Raw genomic sequence first — 19,173 nt, 5'->3', positions numbered from 1 at the left:
TACCTCGGAAGTGGTTATGCCGCGAGGAGTTCCAGGGTGTCGACGACGCGGTTCGAGAAGCCCCACTCGTTGTCGTACCAGGCGACCACCTTGACGTGGCGGCCGTCGGCGCGGGTCAGGAGGGAGTCGAAGATGGACGAGGCCGGGTTGCCGGTGATGTCGGAGGAGACCAGCGGATCGTCGGAGTACTCGAGGATGCCCGCCAGGGGACCGTCGGCGGCGGCCCGGTAGGCGGCCAGGACGTCGTCGCGGGTCACCTCGCGGGCGACCGTGGCGTTGAGCTCGACGATCGAGCCGACCGGGACCGGGACGCGGATCGAGTCGCCGGAGAGCTTGCCGGCCAGCGCGGGCAGGACGAGGCCGATTGCCTTGGCGGCGCCCGTGGTGGTCGGGACGATGTTGACGCCGGCGGCCCGGGCGCGGCGCGGGTCCCGGTGCGGGCCGTCCTGGAGGTTCTGCTCCTGGGTGTAGGCGTGCACCGTCGTCATGAACGCGTGCTCGATGCCGGCGAGGTCGTCGAGGACCTTGGCGAGGGGCGCGAGGGCGTTGGTCGTACAGGAGGCGTTGGAAATGATCGTGTGGGCGGACGGATCGTAGGCCTCGGTGTTGATGCCGGGCGCGATCGTCACGTCGGCGCCGTCGGACGGGGCGCCGACCAGCACTTGGCGGGCGCCGGCGGTGAGGTGCGCGCGGGCGGCCTTCGCGGCGGTGAAGCGGCCGGTGGCCTCGAGGACGATGTCGACACCCAGCTCGGACCAGGGCAGGTCGGCGGGGTCGCGCTCGGCCGGCACCTTGATGCGGCGCCCGTCCACCACGAGGGTGTCCCCGTCCACCGACACCGGGCGGCCGAGGCGGCCCGCGGTGGAGTCGAAGGCGAGCAGGCGCGCCATCGTGGTGATGTCCATGAGATCGTTGACGGCGACGAGGTCGAGCTTGCTGTCCCGGTCGAGCAGGGCCCGCAGGACGTTGCGCCCGATCCGGCCGAATCCGTTGACGGCGATGCGAGTCATGTCACCAGCCTGCGGGCCGGCGGGCCGGGCGGACAGCGGCGCGAGCGCCACGGTTCGCAAGGATCACGCCAGCTTGAAGGTGCGGCGGTACTGGCTCGGGGTCGTGCCGAGCACCCGCTGGAAGTGCAGCCGCAGGTTGGCGCCGGTGCCCAGCCCCACGTCGGCGGCGATCTGCTCGATGCTGCGCTCGGAGCGTTCGAGCAGCTCGCGGGCCATGTCGACGCGGGCGCGCAGGATCCACTGCATCGGGGTGTAGCCGGTGTCCTCGGCGAAGCGCCGCGAGAAGGTCCGGGCGGAGACCGCCGCGTGCTCGGCGAGCATCTCCAGCGTCAGCGGCTTGCCGAGGCGGTGCAGCGCCCACTCGCGGGTCGCCGCGAAGCGCTCACCCAGCGGCTCCGGCACGCTGCGCGGCACGTACTGGGCCTGGCCACCGCTGCGGTACGGGGCCGCGACGAGCCGCCGCGCCGCATGGTTGGAGGCCGCCACGCCCAGGTCGCCGCGCAGGATGTGCAGACACAAGTCGATGCCCGAGGCGGCGCCGGCCGACGTGAGCACCCGGCCTTCGTCGACGAACAGGACGTTCTCGTCCACCCGTACCAGCGGATGCTTTGCTTGCAACGCCCGCGTGTAGTGCCAGTGTGTCGTGGCGCGCCGCCCGTCGAGGAGCCCGGTCGCCGCGAGCGCGAAGGCGCCCGTGGAGATCGCCGCCAGGCGGGTGCCCCGGTCGTGCGCCGCCCGCAAGGCGTCCACCACGGCCGGCGGCGGGTCCTCCCGATCGGGGAAGCGATATCCGGGCAGGAACACGATGTCCGCCCAGTCGAGCGCGTCCAGCCCGTGCGCCACGTGGTAGGACAGGCCGTCACCGCCCGTCACGGGGCCCGGCGCGGCGCCGCAGACGCGGACCTCGTACGGCATGCTGGCGCGCGTGGTGAACACCTGAGCCGGGATGCCGACGTCGAGCGGCTTCGCGCCCTCGAGCACGAGGACGGCGACGCGATGCAGGCGGTCGGGCGGCACCGCCTCAGCGTAAGGTCAGCCGCAGCACGCGGGCGCCGAAGGTCCACGCCCGGTGCAGGTCCGCCGCCCGCGGCTCGCCCGCCTCGTCGAAACCGATCTTGTTGAACCCGGCGAAGTTCTTGTTGGCCCGCGCGATCACCGCATAGTCGCGCACGACCCCCGCCTCGTCGCTCACCACCTCGACGTCGGCGACCCGCTTCCGCCCTAGATGACGCACCTCCAGCGGCTGCCCCGGCCGCACGTTCCGCCCCCAGGCGAAGGGCGTGCCGATCAAGAGCATTCCCTCGTACGGGGTGTAGGCGACCGGCACGGTGTAGCGTTTCCCGGATTTGCGCCCGACCACGTACAGCGTGATGAGCCGCTTCCCGATGCCGCGCGCGACGCCCGGGGTGCTCAGCAGTCCCCGCACGAGCACATTGGCCACGGGCTGCAGCACCATGGGCCGTGGCCGCTCCTCGTCACTCATTCCCGCATTCTCCGCCTCCGTCCACAGAGAACAAGCCACGGACGGGCTACCGTTTCCTTCCCCGGTTCTTTTTCTGGAAGGAGGAGCCGTTGTGGATTCCCAGAAGCGTGCACGAGTCGACCGGCGGTCGTTGCTGGCGGGTGCGGGTGCCCTCGCTCTGTTCCCGGGAGCCGCGGGCGGACATCCCGCGGCGGCCCGTCTGCCGAGCCACGGCGGGGAGCCGCCCGTACCGCCGTCGATCCGGTCGCGGCAGGCGCTGCAGGCGGGCACCGCGCGACAAGAGTTGCCGCTCACGCAGCTGGCCACCACCTACAACTATGCGCAGGTCGTCCGCTGGCTCGACGCCGAGCATTTCGTGGTCGGCCGGTGGGACGGCACGATGAGCGTGTTCGACTTCGAGACCGCGCCCTTCACCGGGCCGATGATCACCGAGGCGGTGAACAACCCGGCCGGCCAAGGCGTCCAGATGGTCACCAAGCTGGGCCGCGACGCGCTCGCCACCTCGAACGACGACCGCTCCCTGCTGCTCTGGCGCGCCACCGGCGGCAGCTGGACGGAGCTGCGGCTGCGGGCCACGGTGCCCTACGACCCGGCGCTCGGGGCGGCCACGAGCGGCGCCTGGCTCGCGCCGACGCTGGTGGTGGGTCACAGCTCCGGCTTCCTCTCGCTGTGGTCGCACGATGCCCGGGCCGGGACGCTGCGGCTCGCCACGACCATCGACGTACGCAATCCGGCGCCGGTCAACCCGTGGGGCTCGCACACGATCTACGGGCTCACCCCGCTCGTCGCAGCGGGACCCGGCACCACCGTCGTGGCCGGCTCCGATGACGGGTACGTCTCCGTAGTCCGAGTTCCCTCCGGCACGGTCCTGTCCCAGACCGTCTTCAACCCGTCGGCGCAGCGGGGCATCAACAGCGTGTCGGTACTCGGCACCAAGCTGCTGGTCGCGAACTGTTCGGTCGGCGCCGACGACGCGAACCTGTGGTACTTCACGGTCGACCCGGCCACCGGCGCCCTGACCCTGCGCGACCGCGTCAACCTGATCATCGACCCGGCCGAGATCCAGTCCTTCAACTTCGATGTGAAATGGGGGCGCTACTCCGGCGGACCGTGCTGGTTCGCCGGCACGGAAGAGGGCGCCCTCTGGATGGGCACCGCCGACGACACCCTCCATGTCCTCGGCCACCAGGGGCTGGGCGACGGCGCGATCGGTGCCGCCCTCGACTATGCCGGCGGCCGACTGGCGGCGGTCGTGCAGAACCTCTTCCAGTTCACCACCGGAGCCTGAGCCGCCGGACCATCACGGGAGGCCGCCCTGGCTGCTGGACGCCCCGGCCAGGCTGCCCGGGGCGTCCCGGGGGTCGGGGCGGCGAGCGTCGCCCGGGCGCGTCGCCGAACGATGTCGTCGGCGCAGTGGGCAAGCATGGCGCGGGCCGGGGCGGGCGCGGCCGCGATCAGGCGGCTCGGCTTCGAGCCCTGCAGGAAACGCGCCGCCGAGCACACGGTGGTGCCGGTGATGGGCTGATCGTCGAGCAGCAGCAGCAGCAGCACCACCACCCGCCGGTCACCTGCAACGGCGGCCGCTGCTGCCGGTACTCGGCATCGTTGGCGCGTGCGCGCGCCCAGGCGCCAGACATGGCATCGCGCAGCTCACTGCCGCCGGGGTGCAGGCGGCCGAGGACAGCCGGGTCCAGCGCGGCCGGGCCGTTGCCGGGCCAGTGCTCGGATCAGTCACTCAAGTTCGCGTTCCGATACAGATAGAACTCCTGGAAGGGCAGCTCCGGACAATTGCCCAGCGCCGCCTGGCCGGAGTTGTCACGGTGACTGCGAAGGTCGATCTTTCCTGCGCGAGTGTGCGGTGGACTGAACGTTTCTGCCGCGTCTCCCTGTCAGGGGCACCTCGTCATGGTGCCGATGCTAGGTGCCGCTCTTTGCATCACTCGGTATTATCAGCTCACGGCGCAGAGAAAGGTCGATCTTGACGCACAACTCGAGCGATAGCATTCCCGCCTCTCCCACGGCCCTATCCTGGATCAAAGGATTGGACGGCCTCAAGTCCGCATTCGCGGATGCGGCGTTCTCTCTGGACCTCGCCTACACTGATATCAAGGAGATTCCGGCTGAAGTGCGCCGTATGAGGCGCCTCAAAGTTTTGCATTTACAAGGAAATCGGCTGAGCGAACTGCCGTCGTGGATCGGAGAACTTTCCAGCCTGGAAGAACTCCGGCTTGATTACAACGAGTTGAGAAGCCTCCCGTCCGAACTAGCGGATCTCAAGCACCTCACGAGCCTAGATCTGAGCGGAAAGCAAAAATTTCAAAGTTTGCCAGCGGTAGTATGCGAGATGCCGGCTTTGCGCTCACTGTCCTTGGAAAGCTCCGGATTCGACTCCCTTCCGGACGAGATCGGATTTGTGCGATCTTTGCAGACTTTGAACCTCGCACATAGCAGCATCAGGCAGCTGCCATCAAGTGTCGGAGACCTAGCGAACCTGCAACTGCTTAATCTGAGCTACTCGCAGATTCAGGACTTGCCACGCCGCTTGGCTCCGCTGCTCCGGGCAGCGTTGCAGGTGCGCATTGTGGACACTCCGCTGCCGGTCACCTATCAGGGTCTTGTCTCCCGCGGCGCGGCAGCACTCGCTACTTACCTGGAGAGCCTGGGTGACGCATACCCTATGTATGAGGCGAAAGTGTTGCTCGTAGGTGAGGGTAATGTGGGAAAAAGTTCACTGGTGTCGGCCCTGTTGAATGAGCCTTTTGTGGTCAATCGTCCCACCACTCACGGAATTGAAATTCACACACTCAAATTTGTGAAATCAGATCTACCTGCTCCGCTCACGCTGCGCGCCTGGGATTTCGGCGGGCAAGAAGTCTACCGTGTGACACATCAATTTTTCTTCAGTGACCGGGCTTTGTACCTGGTCGTCTGGAATCCGAGGGAAGGCGTCGAGCAGAACGAGGTGGAAGGCTGGCTGCGCCGGATCCGTCTGCGTGTCGGTTCGCAGGCGCCTACTCTTCTAGTCGCCACCCATGGCGATGAAAGGCGACCGGAGATAAATTACCCGGCGTTGCGAGAAGAATTTCCCGGGATGCTCCAGGGGAACATTGCCGTAGATAATCAGTCAGGGACTGGAATCCCGCAGTTGCGTAGCACTATCACCGCAGAGGCGGCAAATCTTCCGCAGGTGGGACAGTTGCTGAGTGGTCGTTGGATCGACGCGCGAAACGACGTGCTGCGACTGGCGAAAACAGCACCCCAGATATCTTATGATGAATTTTCGAAGATCTGTGCCCTGCGGGGTCTAGGTGGCTTCGAGATCGTAACGTTCGCCGAACTCCTGCACGATCTCGGACAGATCATCTACTATGGTGACGACGAAGGTTTGAAAGACATTGTTGTTCTCAATCCCGAGTGGTTGACCAAGGCCATCGGTTACGTGCTCGAAGACGCGACGACTCGTGAATCCGGCGGGGTCCTGGACCACCGTCGGCTCAAAGATATCTGGCTGGACAACGAGGCCGGGAAGCAGTCGTACGAACGGCGGCATCATCCTTACTTCCTTAGGCTCATGGAGAAGTTCGACGTCTCGTATCGCCTTGATGAGGTCGATCAGCAGAGGAGTCTGGTGGCTCAGTTGGTTCCTGCCGACCGGCCCCAGCTTTCGTGGACGCGAACCTCGCCCCTACCGGAAGGACTGAGGTCGCTTTCCTTGGTTTGCGAGCTGAGCGAGCCGGCGCCTGGGCTCGTCGCATGGCTGACGGTGCGCCATCACCGCGCGGCGACCGGACATCAGTGGCGTACTGGAGTCCTTCTGCGGCATCCCGTCGCGGCCTACAGCTCCGAGGCATTGATTGAGCTACGTAACGAGCGTCGGCTACATATAGACGTTCGTGCACCATCTCCAGACCTTTTCTTCAATGTCCTGCGGGACAGTGTCGAAGATTTGGTGCGTTCCCGCTGGCCAGGTCTTAACTATCGGCTCTCTGTGCCATGTCCGACTCGGACTTCGGCCGGATCGCCCTGCAACGGACAATTTCGCTTGGACGCGTTGCTCCGGTATCGCCAACGAGGCGGGACCTTATTTCCTTGTCAGGATTGCGTGCAGGACCACGACGTGGCCGCCTTGCTGACTGGCTTTGCGAATACGGGCGCACCGCGACAGGAGGAGTTCGAACGATTGCAAGAGCAGCTTGTGGAGGTATCAGGAGGGGTCAGTCGGGTCGAGGCACTCGCCGCGGACTCCGCCAACTCGGTCCGCCGGGTCCTGAAGGCGGTCGGCACAGAGGTGACCGATTGCCCGCGGATATTTTCTCTGCGGGAAGGCAAGCGGACCATAAAATCTGTCATGAGGGTGGGGCAGATGCCTGTGCGACTCACCCTTTGGTGTGAGCACCCGGGAGAGTGGCATCCGGTAGACCATCACTACGACTTTCCGGTGGATCGCCAGTGGTGGTCGGCGGTAAAACCGTACGCGTCAGTTGTTCTGCGCTCTCTGCGGCTGATTGGAGCTCTTTCTGGGACCGTTGTGGACACCGGGTTGGTGTCTGTCGACTCTGGCTTCGCGCAGACGGAGATTGCTGGGATGAGTGGTGTGCTCAAGGAGCTTCCGCCTGCAGTGGAGGAAGGCGACAAGGCAGCGTTGCTGCCAGCGCGTACATCACTTTCTGTGGCGGAGGGGGAGAGCCTCCGAGCTTTTCGTCGTCAGTTGTTCCTTATCGATCCTCAGCAGTCATTCGGTGGCTTACGGAGGGTCCATTCGGCGGCAGGAGATTTGCTGTGGGTTTGTTCCTCGCACTACCCGCTATATGATCCCGGCTTGCCGGTTCTAGAAGGCGACTTCGCGGAAGCCGAGCCAACGGCGACGTCCCTTATCAGACAACGTTCGGGGTCGACTCACGGGAGGTCGGAGGCCACGGTCGAGGAGAGAGCAGGGCAAAAGCGAACGGAGGAGTGACAGTTCAAGCGGTCACACCCTCGATGGCCATTGGGATGGCGGTGTAACTGACGGGGGACTTTGGTCCCTGCCCCGGACGGGCCCGGGCCCGTACGGTCGGGGGGACCCACCCGAGAGCCGAGGGGACCGACCGTGACCGTCGACACGCAGATGAGGACCACGCTGGACGAGGCGGAGGTCGCGCAGCTGGACACCTGGTGGCGCGCCGCCAATTATCTGACGATCGGGCAGATCTATCTGCGGGACAATGCCCTGCTCCGGCGGCCGCTGACGGCCGGGGACATCAAGCCGCGGCTGCTCGGGCACTGGGGGACCAGCCCGGGGCTGGCCTTCGTCTATGCGCACGTGTCGCGGCTGATCCGGGAGACCGGGCAGCAGGCGATCTATCTGGCCGGGCCCGGTCACGGCGGGCCCGCGCTCGTCGCCGCCGGCTATCTGGAGGGTACGTACTCCGAGGTCTACCCGCACGTCGGGCAGGACGAGGCCGGGCTCACGACGCTGTTCCGGCAGTTCTCCGCGCCCGGCGGCATTCCGAGCCACGTGTCCGTCACCACGCCCGGATCGATTCACGAGGGCGGTGAGCTGGGTTATGTGCTCGTGCACGCGTTCGGGGCCGTCATGGACAACCCGGATCTGCTCGCGATCGCGGTCGTCGGCGACGGCGAGGCCGAGACCGGGCCGCTGGAGGGCTCGTGGAAGGGTGTCTCCTTCCTCAATCCGGCCCGCGACGGCGCCGTGCTGCCGATCCTGCACCTCAACGGGGCGAAGATCGCCGGCCCGACCGTGCTGGCCCGCAAGGATCCCGAGGAGGTACGCGCCCTCCTGCGCGGCCACGGCTACGACGTCATCGAGGTCGGGGGCGCGGACCTGCCCGGGATGCATCATCGCTTCGCCGAGGCCCTGGCCCGGGCGTGGAACAGGATCCGCGCGATCCAGGACACCGCACGCAACGGCGACTGGGACGGCGTACGCCCGCAATGGCCCTTGATCGTCCTGCGCTCGCCCAAGGGCTGGACCGGTCCCGACGAGGTCGACGGCGTCCAAGTGACGGGCACGTGGCGCTCGCATCAGGTGCCGCTGTCGGGGGTGCGGGACAACCCGGAGCACCTGGCGATCCTGGAGAAGTGGCTGCGGTCCTATCGCCCGGAGGAACTCTTCGACGCGGCGGGACGGCCCGTCGAGCCGATCGTCACCGCCGCTCCCGAGGGCGACCTGCGGATGAGCGCCAGCCCGCACGCCAACGGCGGCCGGCTGACCCGCGATCTCGACCTGCCGGACTTCCGGGACTACGCGGTCGAGGTCAAGAGCCCGGCCGAGGAGCGCGCGGAGAGCACCCGGCGGCTCGGCGAGTTCATGCGCGACATCTACCGGCGCAACCCGGACACGTTCCGGCTGTTCTGCCCCGACGAGACGAACAGCAACCGGCTGGGCGCGGTCTTCGAGGCTTCCGACCGCGGCTTCATGGAGCGGGTCGAGGACGCCGACGTGCGGATCGGCCGCGACGGACGGGTCATGGAGGTGCTGAGCGAGCACAACTGTCACGGCTGGCTGGAGGGCTACACGCTGACCGGCCGGCACGGCATGTTCGCCACCTACGAGGCCTTCGCCATGGTCAGCGCCTCACAGACCGTGCAGCACGGCAAGTGGCTGCAGGAGGCAGCGCGCCTGCCGTGGCGGGCCAAGGTGCCCAGCCTCAACATCCTGCTCACCTCCACGGCGTGGCGCAACGACCACAACGGCTTCTCGCACCAGGGGCCGGGGCTCATCCAGGTCGCGCTCACCCAGCGCGGCGACGTGGCCCGCGTCTACCTGCCGCCGGACGCGAACACGCTGCTGTCGGTGGCCGACCACTGCTTCCGGTCCCGCTCGTACCTCAATCTGATCGTCATCGACAAGCAGCCGCAGCTGCAGTGGCTGACGATGGACGAGGCTGTCGAGCACTGCGCGCGCGGCGCCGGGATCTGGGACTGGGCGGGCACCGACGACGGCACCAGCGACCCCGACATCGTGCTGGCCTGCGCGGGCGACGTCGTGACGATGGAGACGGTCGCGGCGGCCCGGATCCTGCGGGACAAGCTGCCCGGCCTGCGGGTCCGGGTCGTCAACGTGGTCGACCTCATGACCCTCGTACGCCCGAAGGACCACCCGCACGGCATGAGCTCCACGATGTTCACCGAGCTCTTCACCGACACGGTCGACGTCGTGTTCTCCTTCCACGGCTACCCGGGGGCGATCCACCAGCTCGTCCACGGGCGCCCCGACGCCGACCGCTTCCGCGTGCGCGGCTTCATCGAGCAGGGCACCACCACGACGCCGTTCGACATGACCGTGCGCAACAAGGCGTCCCGCTATCACCTGGTCATGGACGCGATCAACAACGCCAAGCGGCTGCCCCGCGGCGCGACCGAGCTCAAGGCGTGGTGCGAGGCCCAGCTCGCGCGGCACGAGACGTACGTCGTCGAGCACCTCGAGGACATGCCGGAGGTGCGCGACTGGACCCTCGGCGACTGGGCCGAGTAGGACGGTCAGCGCAGCGGGTGGCCGGTGATGCCCGCCATCCAGTCGAGGAAGGCCGGGGCGTCCGCGCCGGCGCCGTGGCCCGCGTCCCAGACGAGCTCGGCGTCCACGTCGTCCCCGGCGTTCTCGGCGGCGGTCGCGAGGCTGGTCAGGGTGGTCAGCGAGGTCTCCGTGTCCCGGGTGCCGGTGCGGAGCCACCAGTGGCGGGCGCGGGCGGGGTGGCGGGCGGTGAGGAACGGCATCGGGTTCATGAGGGCCAGCTTGGCGTCCACGTCGGCGTCCAGGCGGGCGTACTCGTTGGCGGTCGCGCGGCGCAGGCTGTAGGTGGTGAAGTGGCGCGCGGGGATGGTGCCCGTACCGAAGAGGTTGTTCTCGGGTGTGGACAGGTCGAGCGCGTCGAAAGCGGGCGCGCCCTTCCGCCGCGAGCCCACGTGCTGCTGGAAGGCGGACCAGGTGAACGCCGGATCGGCGAGCAGCGGGCTCGCGTCGAGGGCGGCCGGCCGGTCGCCCTCGGGCAGGGCGTTCACGTACGCGGTCGCGGCCGGGCGCAGATAGGCGCGCAGCAGATAGTCGTCGTAGGTGGCGGCGGTCAGCGGCCCGAAGCCGTCCCGCCCCTGCAGGCCCAGCTCCGACAGATAGTCGGCGAAGCCCATGCGCAGGTCCTGAGTGATGTCGGGATCGACCGTCTCGCCGGTCTCGGTGGGCAGGTCACCCCAGCACCACTCGTACGCGAGATCCGCGTGCTCGAGATCGGTCACCGGCGACCAGGCCCCGGCCGCGAACACCGCGTCGCTCGCCGGGGCGGCGCCCAGCCGGCGCAGGTACGGCTCGTAGAGCGGGCTGTCCCCGGACGCCGCGAGCAGGGCCGCCAGGGCGCCGCCCGCGCTCACCCCGGTGGCGACGATCTTGTCGGTGTCGCCGGGGACGCGGCCCTTGTTCGCGCGCAGGTACCGCACTGCCGCCTTGAGGTCGACGATCGCGGCCGGCGCCGTGCCGTAAAAAGTGCCGGCGTCGTCCACGAGGGTGCGGCCGCGGACGCCGGCCTCCACGACGACGTAGCCCGCGGCGAGGGCGAGCTCGGCCGGTCCCGCCTCGCCCGGCTGGTCCGGCTCGGGCTCGGGCTCGGGAACCTCGTCGGGGTCGGCCGGCGGGGTGCTCGTGGCGCCGCCGCCGATGCCGGTGGCGTCGGCGACCGAGGAGGGGAGGTAGCCGGCGACGGCGTTGGCGAGCAGGATGGGCGCCTGCTTCGCGTCCACGGCCCGGCCGTCGATCTTGACCGGCACGCTGATGTTCAGGCTCTGGTGGACGACGTCGACCGGGGAGGCCACGTACGGGACGGCCCGCCAGAAGTGGTACCGCACGACCCGGTCACCCGCGACGGTCGTCTCGCGGACCTCGTACGCGTCGAGGTCGAAGGGGGCCGGGCCGGCCGCGCGGGCTGTCGCCGGGAGGCCGAGCCCCGCCGCCGCGCCGGCCGCCGCGGCCAGGCCGGTCAGCACTGTCCTGCGTTTCACGCTCACTCCGATCCCCGTGGGTGTCCGGGAACCGGTCTATCCCATCCCCGTCGCGGTGGCCGGAGCTTCACCGATAATCGCCCCGGCCACCGGCGCGCGGCCTACAGTGACGGGATCACTGGCAGGCGGTGAGGCCCTCCAGGACACCGTCGCGATAGGCGGCGATGCGGTCGAAGGCCGTCGTCCCGGACCCGTCGCCCGCCCGGCCGAAGGCCAGCAGCGCGGTCACGGCCTCGTCCAGGTCGCCCGGCGAGAGCGTCAGCCCGTCCGACGGGTCGCGGGTCAGGATGCTCGACGTCCACGAGCCGGCCAGGCAGTCGACGGCCAGCTGCCCGGCCCGGTCGCGGGTGGAGACGCCGCGCCGGTCCTGGACGGCCCGGGCGAACAGGTCGCCGATCAGCATGCCGATCGCGTTGTCGCCGATCTGCCGGTAGAGCTGCGGGCCGAGCTCCTCGTTGTCGAAGGCCGCGAAGTCGCCGTCCGGGCAGTAGAACGCCCGGTTCGGGGCCGCCTCGTCGGGGGACTGGCAGGCGGGCGCGTCGCCCTCGAAGGCCGTCACCCGCAGCTGCTGCCACGGTTGCCCGGTGAGATCGGGGTAGGTGCTGGTCCAGTACGTCTGGGCGTCCTGCGCGAGCGAGTTGACCGCTTCGGAGTACTCGAGGTCGCCGCCGCTGGCCGCGTCGTCACGGGTCCGGAACGGCACCTCGGTGACCGGCAGGTTGTTCGCGTCGTAGCCCGCGCACGTGGCGACGCCGTCCTCCACGCCGTCCTGGAAGGCGCGCACCCGGTCGAACGCGTTGCCGTGCGCGCCCTCCGCCGCCGCCGAGGTGCCCGGCTGGTCGCGGAGCAGCAGCAACCCGGCGACGGTGTTGTCGAGCTGCTCGGGCGTGACGTCCTTGAACGCCGTCGAGTTCCCGGCCAGCACGTCGGCCGTCCACGCTCCGGCGTAACAGTCGGCCTGCTGCTCGAGGACGACCGTCGGATCGTCGGTGCGGCCCAGCCGGGTCTGGATCGCGTGCCCGTACTCGTGGGCCATGACGACCCCGGCGAGCAGGTCGCCGAACTGGCTCTGCAGCTGCGGGATCAGCACCTGGGCGTCCCACGCGATGAAGTCCCCGGCCGGGCAGTAGAACGCGTTGGGCTGGTACTCGCCCGGCTGGTCACCGCAGGCGGGGGGTGGATCCTGCTTGGTGTACGGGTGGAAGCCGCCCTGGACCGGCTGGAACTGCTTGCCGTCGGCCAGCGCCGGGAACTTGCCCTGCCAGAAGCGCTCGACGTCCTTGAGCGCCGGGGTCACCACGTCCTTGCCGCCGGTCGGCGCCGGCCGTTGCGACGAGCCTCCGTCCTCGCCCCAGACGACCACGCAACCGCTGGTCAGGGCCACGAGCAGGGCAGAGGCCAGGATCCGGTACGCACGCACGAGTGTTCCCCTTCCGGCGCACCGGGGGTTGTCGGTGCGCCGTGCGTGCGTACCCGGGAGGGGAGAAGGTTATTCACCTCGGCAGGCGCCGGGCTCCCACGCCCGCGGCGACCACGACCGGCACCGCGACGGTCGGATCCACTCCGGTCCGCAAGGTCGGCACCCAGCCGGCGTCGGGATCCAGGTCCGGGTCGTAGGCCGCGTTGTGGGCCGCGACCGGATCCACGGGGACGGCGGGCCCGCTGCCCGTACGGACGAGGGTGCCCTTGGTCGTGATGCGCGTGCCCTTCCAGTCCTTGACGATGTCGGCGACCGGCAGATCGGCGCTGCGGACGAAGTAGTTGTTCTCCGCGTAGATCGCCGACTGCACGCCCACCCCGAAGGAGTACTGATACTCCTCGTCGGTGGCCGTGTAGTAGTTGTCGTAGACGTCGACCTGCCCGAAGCGCACCCGGGGCGCCCGCTGGATCACGTTGCCGAAGCGGTTGTGGTGGATGGTCACCCGCAGCTTGCCCACGTCGACGCCCGGGGTGTCGGTCGAGCCGATCAGCATCGTCTTGTCGTGGTCGTAGTAGTCGTTCCACGACACCGTGATCAGGTCGGAGCCCCGGATGAAGTCGGTGGCGCCGTCGTGCACCTGGTAGGGCCGGCCGAAGTGGAGCGGCTGATCGGCGTCGTGGTTGTTGCCGTCGCTGAACGTGTTGTGGTCGAGCCACACGTTCGTGGCGCCGCTGAGCGAGACGAGGTCGTAGAGGGAGTTCCAGTTGCCCTCGGCGCCGTCGGTCGGGTCCCAGGCCGGGAAGCAGTCGGCCGCGTCGGTGAACTCGATGCCGCGCACGATCACGTTGCTCACATTGGTCAGGGTGAGGCTGCCGTGGTCGATCCGGGCGCCCCGGGCCCCGATCAGGGTGGTGTTGCTGCCGACCGGGATGCGGATCTGGGCGCCCTGGACACGCGCCGAGCGGGCCCGGGCGTCCTCGAGGGGGCCGCTGGGCTTGGCCGTCCGGCCCCAGACCGCGGGATCGTACGCGGCCAGGAAGGCGGCCAGGTCGTACTCGGGATCGGCGTACGCGGCGCAGTCGAGCGGCCGGCCCGACGCGTCGGCGCTCATGTCGATGCGGCCCGCGACGACCACGATCCGGGGCGTGGCGCCGGTGCCGTCGCCGAGAGCGGCCAGCAGCTCGGCCCGGGTGCGGACCACGCTGACGTGGGCGTCGTCCGCGGCCGCGCCGCCGGTCGTCCCCGGGCCCGCCGACGCCCATCCGTCACCCGGCGGAAGGACGTCCCGGGCCACGGCAGGAACGGCGGGGGCAGCGGTGGCGACCCCGGCGGGCAGGGTCAGGACGGCGGCGAGGGCGGCGGTCAACAGGCTCGAGGGCACGGCGGGAGGCCTCCGGGGGCGGGGGAAAGCGCTTACCCGGTCACGGTCACACGGCCCGGGAGCCGGGTCAACGGGCGGGCACGTGCAGGAAATTTGCAGTCCCGGTGGCCCCGGCGGGTCAGGCGGATCCCCGGCCTCTAGGTTGGGACCATGGACGGTGACTCGCGCTGGTTCGCGGCCCTGCGGGAGATCCTCGCGGCCGCGCATCTGTGGCGCCCGGAGCGGCTCGCGGCCCAGGTCTCCGCGGCCCTGGAACCGGTCGGGCTGAGCAGCCGGATCTGGCTCGCCGACTACGAGCAGGTGACCCTGCGGGAGCTGCCTTCCGCCGGCGCGAAACCCGCGGAGCCGCTGCCGATCGACTCGTCGCTCGCGGGCCGGGCCTTTGCCCGGGTGCGGAGCCTGCCCGCCGGCGACGGCCACTGGTACGTCCCCATGGTCGACGCCACGGACCGGATCGGCGTCATGGAGTTCACCGGGGTCCCCGGCGCCGGCGAGGTCGAGCGGTGCGAGCTGGTCGCGGGCCTGATCGGGCACCTCATCGCCACGACCACCCCGCGCAGCGACCACCTCGACGTCGTCCGGCGCTCGCAGCCCATGTCGCCCGCGTCCGAGCTGCTCTGGCGGCTGCTGCCCCCGCTGACCGCCAGCAGCGACAGCGTGGTGATCAGCGCGGTGGTGCGGCCCTGCTACGACGTCGGCGGGGACGGCTTCGACTACGTGCTGGACGGCTCGACGGCGTACCTGGTGATCATGGACGCGGTCGGGCGGGGTCTGGCCGCCGGGCTGGCCTGCGCGGTCGCTCTGGCCGCGATCCGGGCCACCCGCCGGGCCGGAGGTGACCTGGCCGAGCAGGCGCGGGCCGCCGATGCCGCGCTGGCCGAGCAGTTCGCCGACGTGCGGTTCGTGACGGCGGTGCTGGCCGAGCTGGACGTGGACAGCGGGCGGTTGCGCTATTGCAACGCGGGGCATCCGCGGCCGCTGGTGCTGCGGGGCGGGCGGTCGGTGCGGGAGCTGACCGGCGGGGTGCGGCTGCCGCTGGGTGTTGCTTCGTCCGCGGGGGTCGCCACGTCCACCGAGGTCGCCGTGGAGATGCTGCAGCCGGGGGACCGGCTGCTGCTGCACACCGACGGCGTGACCGAGGCGCGGACGGCCGGCGGCGACCGCTTCGGGGTGGGGCGCCTGGTCGACCTGGTGGAACGGCACGCCGACGCCGGGTTGCCGGCGCCCGAGACGGTGCGGCGGCTGGCGCACGCGATCGCGGAGCACCAGGGCAGCGCCCTCGCGGACGATGCGACGTTGATGCTGGTGCAGTGGTCGGGTGCGGCGGCCGCGCGGACCGTACCGGTGGCGGACAGGGGGAACGACGCGTGAACGACGACATTCTGGTGGTGCGCACCGAGGACGCGGAGGCGCGGATCGTCGTGCTGACCGCGTCGGGCGAGCTCGACCGGGACACCGTCAAGTCTCTGGCGGTCGCGGCCGACGACGCGCTCGGGCGGGGCCGGGACCGGATCGTCCTCGACGTGGGGCGGGTGACCTTCTGCGACTCCAGCGGGCTGAGCCTGATCGTGGGGCTGCACCGGCGGGCCGCCGCGTCCGGGGGCGTGCTGCGGGTGGCGTGCGCGCAGGGGATCGTGCTGACCGCGCTGCAGATCAGCAACCTGGACCGGCTGCTGTACCTCGACCCGACCCTCGAAGCCGCGCTGCACGCCGTGCGCTCCGGGGAGTGAGCGTTCGGGTTTGTGCGCCGCGCCGGGACTTTCTCCCGGCGCGGCGTTGCGCTTCCGGCTCAGCCCGTCACCGAGAACGAGTTGGTGACGAAGTCCTTGCCGCCCGAGGCCGACGTGATCTCGTAGCCCAGCTGCACGTTGCCGATCGTCACGTCGCCGAACCAGCCCTGCGTGCGGATCCACTGCGCGATCGCGCGGATGTCCACGGTGCCGCTGCTGGTGTTCGACGTGCGCACGAACGAGTACACCTGGTTCGCCCCGTTGGATCCACGGTAGATCTGCCACGTGTGCCCGCCGACCGAGGCGGTGGTCTGCAACGTGCCCAGCGGACCGACGGCCCCGTACTTGTTCATCCACAGCATGATCTCGTGGGCGTTGTCCGAGCTCCAGATGTCGTACGCGGTGGTGAAGGCGACCCCGCTCGTCGGCACGGTCACATTGAAGCTGCTCGTGGTCGTGCCGAGCGCGCTGACCTTCTTGCCGATGTACTTCGTGGCGTTCGGGTAGCTCTTGATGCCGCCGGTGTTGGGGTGGTTGGCCCAGACGCCCCAGTTCGAGGCCGAGTTGGCCCAGATCGTCTGCGGCCCGTAGCCGGAGCCCCAGACGTTGTTGTAGAGCGTGTACCCGTTGCTCGACCAGGTGCCCCACCGGTCGGTGGACGACCACACCGCGGCCTGGGCGGGGGCCGCGGTCAGCACCAGGGCCACGGTGGCGGCCAGGGCGGTGAGAGCGCGGAGGACGGTCTTCATGAAGATCCCTTCCAGGAGTAGGTCCCGCCGGCGCGGGCGGTGAAGGTGTGCAGCCCGCCGGGAACGAGCGAGCTGCGGACGGTGACCGGGCCGCCGTGCCCGGCCCGGACGGTGAGCTCGGTGGCCGCGCCGTCCGCCCAGGTGATGTCCACGGTCAGGTCGCCGCGGGCGCGGAGCCCGGTGACGCGCCCCTCCGGCCAGGCCGTGGGCAGTGCGGGCAGGATGTGCAGCTCACCGGCGTGGCTCTGGAGCAGCATCTCGGCGACTCCGGCGGTGGCACCGAAGTTGCCGTCGATCTGGAACGGCGGGTGGGTGTCCCAGAGGTTGCTCAGCGTGCTCGTGCGCAGCTGCTCGCTCAGCATCAGGTGCGCGTGGTCGCCGTCGTGCAGCCGCGCCCAGAAGTTGATCTTCCACGCTTTGCTCCAGCCGGTGCCGCCGTCGCCGCGGGCGCGCAGGGAGACCTCGGCGGCCGCCGCGAGCGCGGGCGTGCCCGACGGCGTGATCTGCCGGCCGGGATGCAAGGCGAACAGGTGGGACACGTGCCGGTGGTCGTCGGCCGGGTCGTCCCAGTCGCCCTTCCACTCCTGCAGCTGGCCCCACGAACCGATCCGCGTGCCCGGGTCGAGCCTTTGCAGCGCCGCCTGGACCTCTTTCTTGAACCGTCCGTCGCCGACCACTCCGGCCGCGTGGGACACCGACGTGAACAGATCGAGCACGATCTGCTGCGACATGGACGCGCCGGCGGAGAAGTCGCCGTGCTCGGGGGAGTAGCTGGGCGAGACGACGAGACGGCCGTCCCGGGGGTCGGTGTGCAGCTCGTCGAGCCAGAACCGGGCGACGTCGCGCAGCACGGGGTATGCGCGTTCGCGCAGGAACGTCTGATCGAGTGTGTACAGGTAGTGCTCGTACAGGTGACGGGCGATCCAGGCGGCGGCCTCGGGGAACCAGAACGCCGTCGGCCAGTCGTGCACGCCGGTGAAGCCGAACGGGTTCGTCTCGTTGTGCACGACCCAGCCGCTCGCGCCGAACATCTCGCGGGCGGTCACGGCGCCGGGCGCGCGCAACGCGTGAACGAAATCGTGCAGCGGCGTTGTCGTTTCGCTCAGATTCGTCGCGTACGCGGGCCAGTAGTTCATCTGCAGATTGATGTTGACGTGGTAGTCGGCGCTCCATGGCGCGGCGGCATAGGGGTTCCAGACGCCCTGCAAGTTCGCGGGCAGCGGCGTGCCGGCGCGGGAGGACGCGATGAGCAGATAACGGCCGTACTGGAAGAACAAGGTCTCGAGCGCGGGATCGTCGCCCTGGTACGCGGCGAGCAACTCGTCGGTCGGCCGATCCGCGGGCCGGCGGCCGAGGTCGAGCCGTACGCGGTCGAACAGCGCGCGGTGGTCGCGTATGTGCGCGTCGCGCAGCTGGTCCTGCCGGTGCAGCGCGGCTTGCAGGGTCCGCGTGATGCGCGGGTGTGGATCCGGCCCGCGATAGGTGGGATACCGGTCGCTGTAGTCCGTGCCCGCGGCCACGATGACGAGTACGGAGTCCGCGCCGCTGACCGTGACACCCGCGGCCTCGTCCGTCCGGGTGCCGCCGCGCGTGACGACCTGGATCTGCGTCTCGTGGCGGAGCCCGTTGTCGTCGAGCGCCCCGGACACGGTCAGCCGGCCCCGGGACACGGTCGTCGCCGCGGTGCGTCCCTCCGGGACGGTCAGGGATACAGCGACGTCGACGGCGCCGGGGCGGTCGGCGGCGAGGCGGACCACGAGCACCTGGTCGGGGTGGCTGACGAAGTACTCGCGGGTGTACCGGATCCCGTTCGCGACGTATCGGGTCCGGGCGACGGCGGTGCTGAGGTCGAGTTCCCGTCGATAGCTCTCCACCGGCCCCGGCGTGGTGGCCAGGGTCAGCGTGCCGAGGGACTGGTAGCTGCCGTAGCCGACGCGGGACTGGCCGAGAACGGCGGCGACCTCCTCCGGGGGCACCCGCTCCCGCTCGTCGATCGCCCGCTGGACCTGGGCGACGGCGCCGGGGCGGGGCGTGCGCCAGTTGCCGAAGTCGTAGCCCGGCGAGCCGGGGCCACCGGTCCACAGCGTCTTTTCGTTGAGCACGATCGCGTCGGCCGCCGGGTCGCCGAGGATCGAGGCGCCGAGGATGCCGTTGCCGATCGGCAGGGCCTGGCTCTCCCAGTCGGTGCCCGGCTCGTCGTACCAGAGGGTGAGGTCGTTCCGGGGGCCGAGGTCGTTCCGAGGATCGAGGCCGTTCCGCAGGCTCGGGTCGTTCCCTGGGCCCGGGTCGTTCCGGAGGTTCGCGTCGTACCCCGGCTCCGCCGCCGCGGCTGCCGCTCCGAGGGCCAGCTGCCCCGCCACGACGGCCGCCCCCGACCCCGCCAACACCGTCCGCCGGTCCATCCCGTCGCCA

At 69.9% G+C, this 19,173-nt stretch carries 13 protein-coding genes; 5 read left to right on the top strand and 8 right to left on the bottom strand.

The window, feature by feature from the left end; all coding sequences use genetic code 11:
- Positions 1-14 precede the first annotated feature (14 nt).
- The 3 genes from gap to RAN62_RS15600 all read right to left on the bottom strand — a co-directional run bounded on the left by gap (position 15) and on the right by RAN62_RS15600 (position 2,493).
- Positions 15-1,010, bottom strand: a complete 996-nt coding sequence (gene gap / locus RAN62_RS15610) for a type I glyceraldehyde-3-phosphate dehydrogenase (RefSeq protein ID WP_305785361.1) — start codon at positions 1,008-1,010, stop codon at positions 15-17.
- Between the two features lie 63 nt (positions 1,011-1,073).
- A complete protein-coding gene (locus RAN62_RS15605) occupies positions 1,074-2,027 on the bottom strand; it encodes a GlxA family transcriptional regulator (protein ID WP_305785360.1) in 954 nt (317 codons plus the stop codon).
- Between the two features lie 4 nt (positions 2,028-2,031).
- Positions 2,032-2,493, bottom strand: coding sequence for a PNPOx family protein (locus tag RAN62_RS15600; RefSeq protein WP_305785359.1), 462 nt, complete (start codon positions 2,491-2,493; stop codon positions 2,032-2,034).
- Between the two features lie 91 nt (positions 2,494-2,584).
- On the opposite strand from RAN62_RS15600, the gene RAN62_RS15595 reads away from it, so the two are divergent.
- From RAN62_RS15595 to RAN62_RS15585, 3 genes are all read left to right on the top strand, one after another.
- Complete coding sequence (locus tag RAN62_RS15595; protein ID WP_305785358.1) at positions 2,585-3,781, top strand: hypothetical protein; 1,197 nt, start codon at positions 2,585-2,587, stop codon at positions 3,779-3,781.
- Between the two features lie 690 nt (positions 3,782-4,471).
- A complete protein-coding gene (locus RAN62_RS15590; protein ID WP_305785357.1) occupies positions 4,472-7,450 on the top strand; it encodes a COR domain-containing protein in 2,979 nt (992 codons plus the stop codon).
- A gap of 150 nt (positions 7,451-7,600) precedes the next feature.
- Positions 7,601-9,970 (top strand): phosphoketolase family protein, encoded by a 2,370-nt coding sequence (locus RAN62_RS15585; protein WP_305785754.1) that lies wholly within the window; start codon positions 7,601-7,603, stop codon positions 9,968-9,970.
- A gap of 5 nt (positions 9,971-9,975) precedes the next feature.
- Here RAN62_RS15585 and RAN62_RS15580 read toward each other — a convergent pair whose 3' ends face one another.
- The 3 genes from RAN62_RS15580 to RAN62_RS15570 form a co-directional block, all read right to left on the bottom strand.
- Positions 9,976-11,481: a subtype B tannase gene (locus tag RAN62_RS15580; protein WP_305785356.1), complete on the bottom strand. Its 1,506-nt coding sequence runs from the start codon at positions 11,479-11,481 to the stop codon at positions 9,976-9,978.
- A gap of 115 nt (positions 11,482-11,596) precedes the next feature.
- The gene (locus tag RAN62_RS15575) at positions 11,597-12,901 is read right to left on the bottom strand and encodes a neutral zinc metallopeptidase (protein WP_305785355.1); all 1,305 of its coding nucleotides are present in this window, start codon (positions 12,899-12,901) and stop codon (positions 11,597-11,599) included.
- Between the two features lie 73 nt (positions 12,902-12,974).
- A complete protein-coding gene (locus RAN62_RS15570; RefSeq protein ID WP_305785354.1) occupies positions 12,975-14,282 on the bottom strand; it encodes a pectate lyase family protein in 1,308 nt (435 codons plus the stop codon).
- Positions 14,283-14,432: 150 nt separating this feature from the next.
- On the opposite strand from RAN62_RS15570, the gene RAN62_RS15565 reads away from it, so the two are divergent.
- Together RAN62_RS15565 and RAN62_RS15560 are read left to right on the top strand one after the other, a co-directional pair.
- Positions 14,433-15,653 carry a PP2C family protein-serine/threonine phosphatase gene (locus RAN62_RS15565; protein WP_305785353.1) on the top strand — a complete coding sequence of 407 codons (1,221 nt, stop codon included), beginning with the start codon at positions 14,433-14,435 and terminating at the stop codon, positions 15,651-15,653.
- Positions 15,650-16,012: an STAS domain-containing protein gene (locus RAN62_RS15560; RefSeq protein ID WP_305785352.1), complete on the top strand. Its 363-nt coding sequence runs from the start codon at positions 15,650-15,652 to the stop codon at positions 16,010-16,012. The genes RAN62_RS15565 and RAN62_RS15560 overlap by 4 nt, the downstream gene beginning before the upstream one ends.
- A gap of 59 nt (positions 16,013-16,071) precedes the next feature.
- Here the strand turns inward: RAN62_RS15560 and RAN62_RS15555 are convergent, their stop codons facing one another.
- Complete coding sequence (locus RAN62_RS15555; protein WP_305785351.1) at positions 16,072-16,761, bottom strand: GH12 family glycosyl hydrolase domain-containing protein; 690 nt, start codon at positions 16,759-16,761, stop codon at positions 16,072-16,074.
- Positions 16,758-19,163 carry a glycoside hydrolase family 95 protein gene (locus tag RAN62_RS15550; RefSeq protein ID WP_305785350.1) on the bottom strand — a complete coding sequence of 802 codons (2,406 nt, stop codon included), beginning with the start codon at positions 19,161-19,163 and terminating at the stop codon, positions 16,758-16,760. The genes RAN62_RS15555 and RAN62_RS15550 overlap by 4 nt, the downstream gene beginning before the upstream one ends.
- Positions 19,164-19,173: the final 10 nt, after the last annotated feature.

This window comes from Symbioplanes lichenis, from assembly GCF_030709675.1.
Classification (GTDB): domain Bacteria; phylum Actinomycetota; class Actinomycetes; order Mycobacteriales; family Micromonosporaceae; genus Actinoplanes; species Actinoplanes lichenis.
Note: the sequence above shows the minus strand (reverse complement) of the source record. Positions and strands in the feature narration are given on the sequence as shown.

Bases quoted from the DNA above. Each gene is read 5' to 3' on its own strand.
- RAN62_RS15555 (WP_305785351.1), bottom strand. From the start codon at position 16,761: ATGAAGACCGTCCTCCGCGCTCTCACCGCCCTGGCCGCCACCGTGGCC.
- gap (WP_305785361.1), bottom strand. From the start codon at position 1,010: ATGACTCGCATCGCCGTCAACGGATTCGGCCGGATCGGGCGCAACGTC.
- RAN62_RS15550 (WP_305785350.1), bottom strand. From the start codon at position 19,163: ATGGACCGGCGGACGGTGTTGGCGGGGTCGGGGGCGGCCGTCGTGGCG.
- RAN62_RS15600 (WP_305785359.1), bottom strand. From the start codon at position 2,493: ATGAGTGACGAGGAGCGGCCACGGCCCATGGTGCTGCAGCCCGTGGCC.
- RAN62_RS15565 (WP_305785353.1), top strand. From the start codon at position 14,433: ATGGACGGTGACTCGCGCTGGTTCGCGGCCCTGCGGGAGATCCTCGCG.
- RAN62_RS15585 (WP_305785754.1), top strand. From the start codon at position 7,601: ATGAGGACCACGCTGGACGAGGCGGAGGTCGCGCAGCTGGACACCTGG.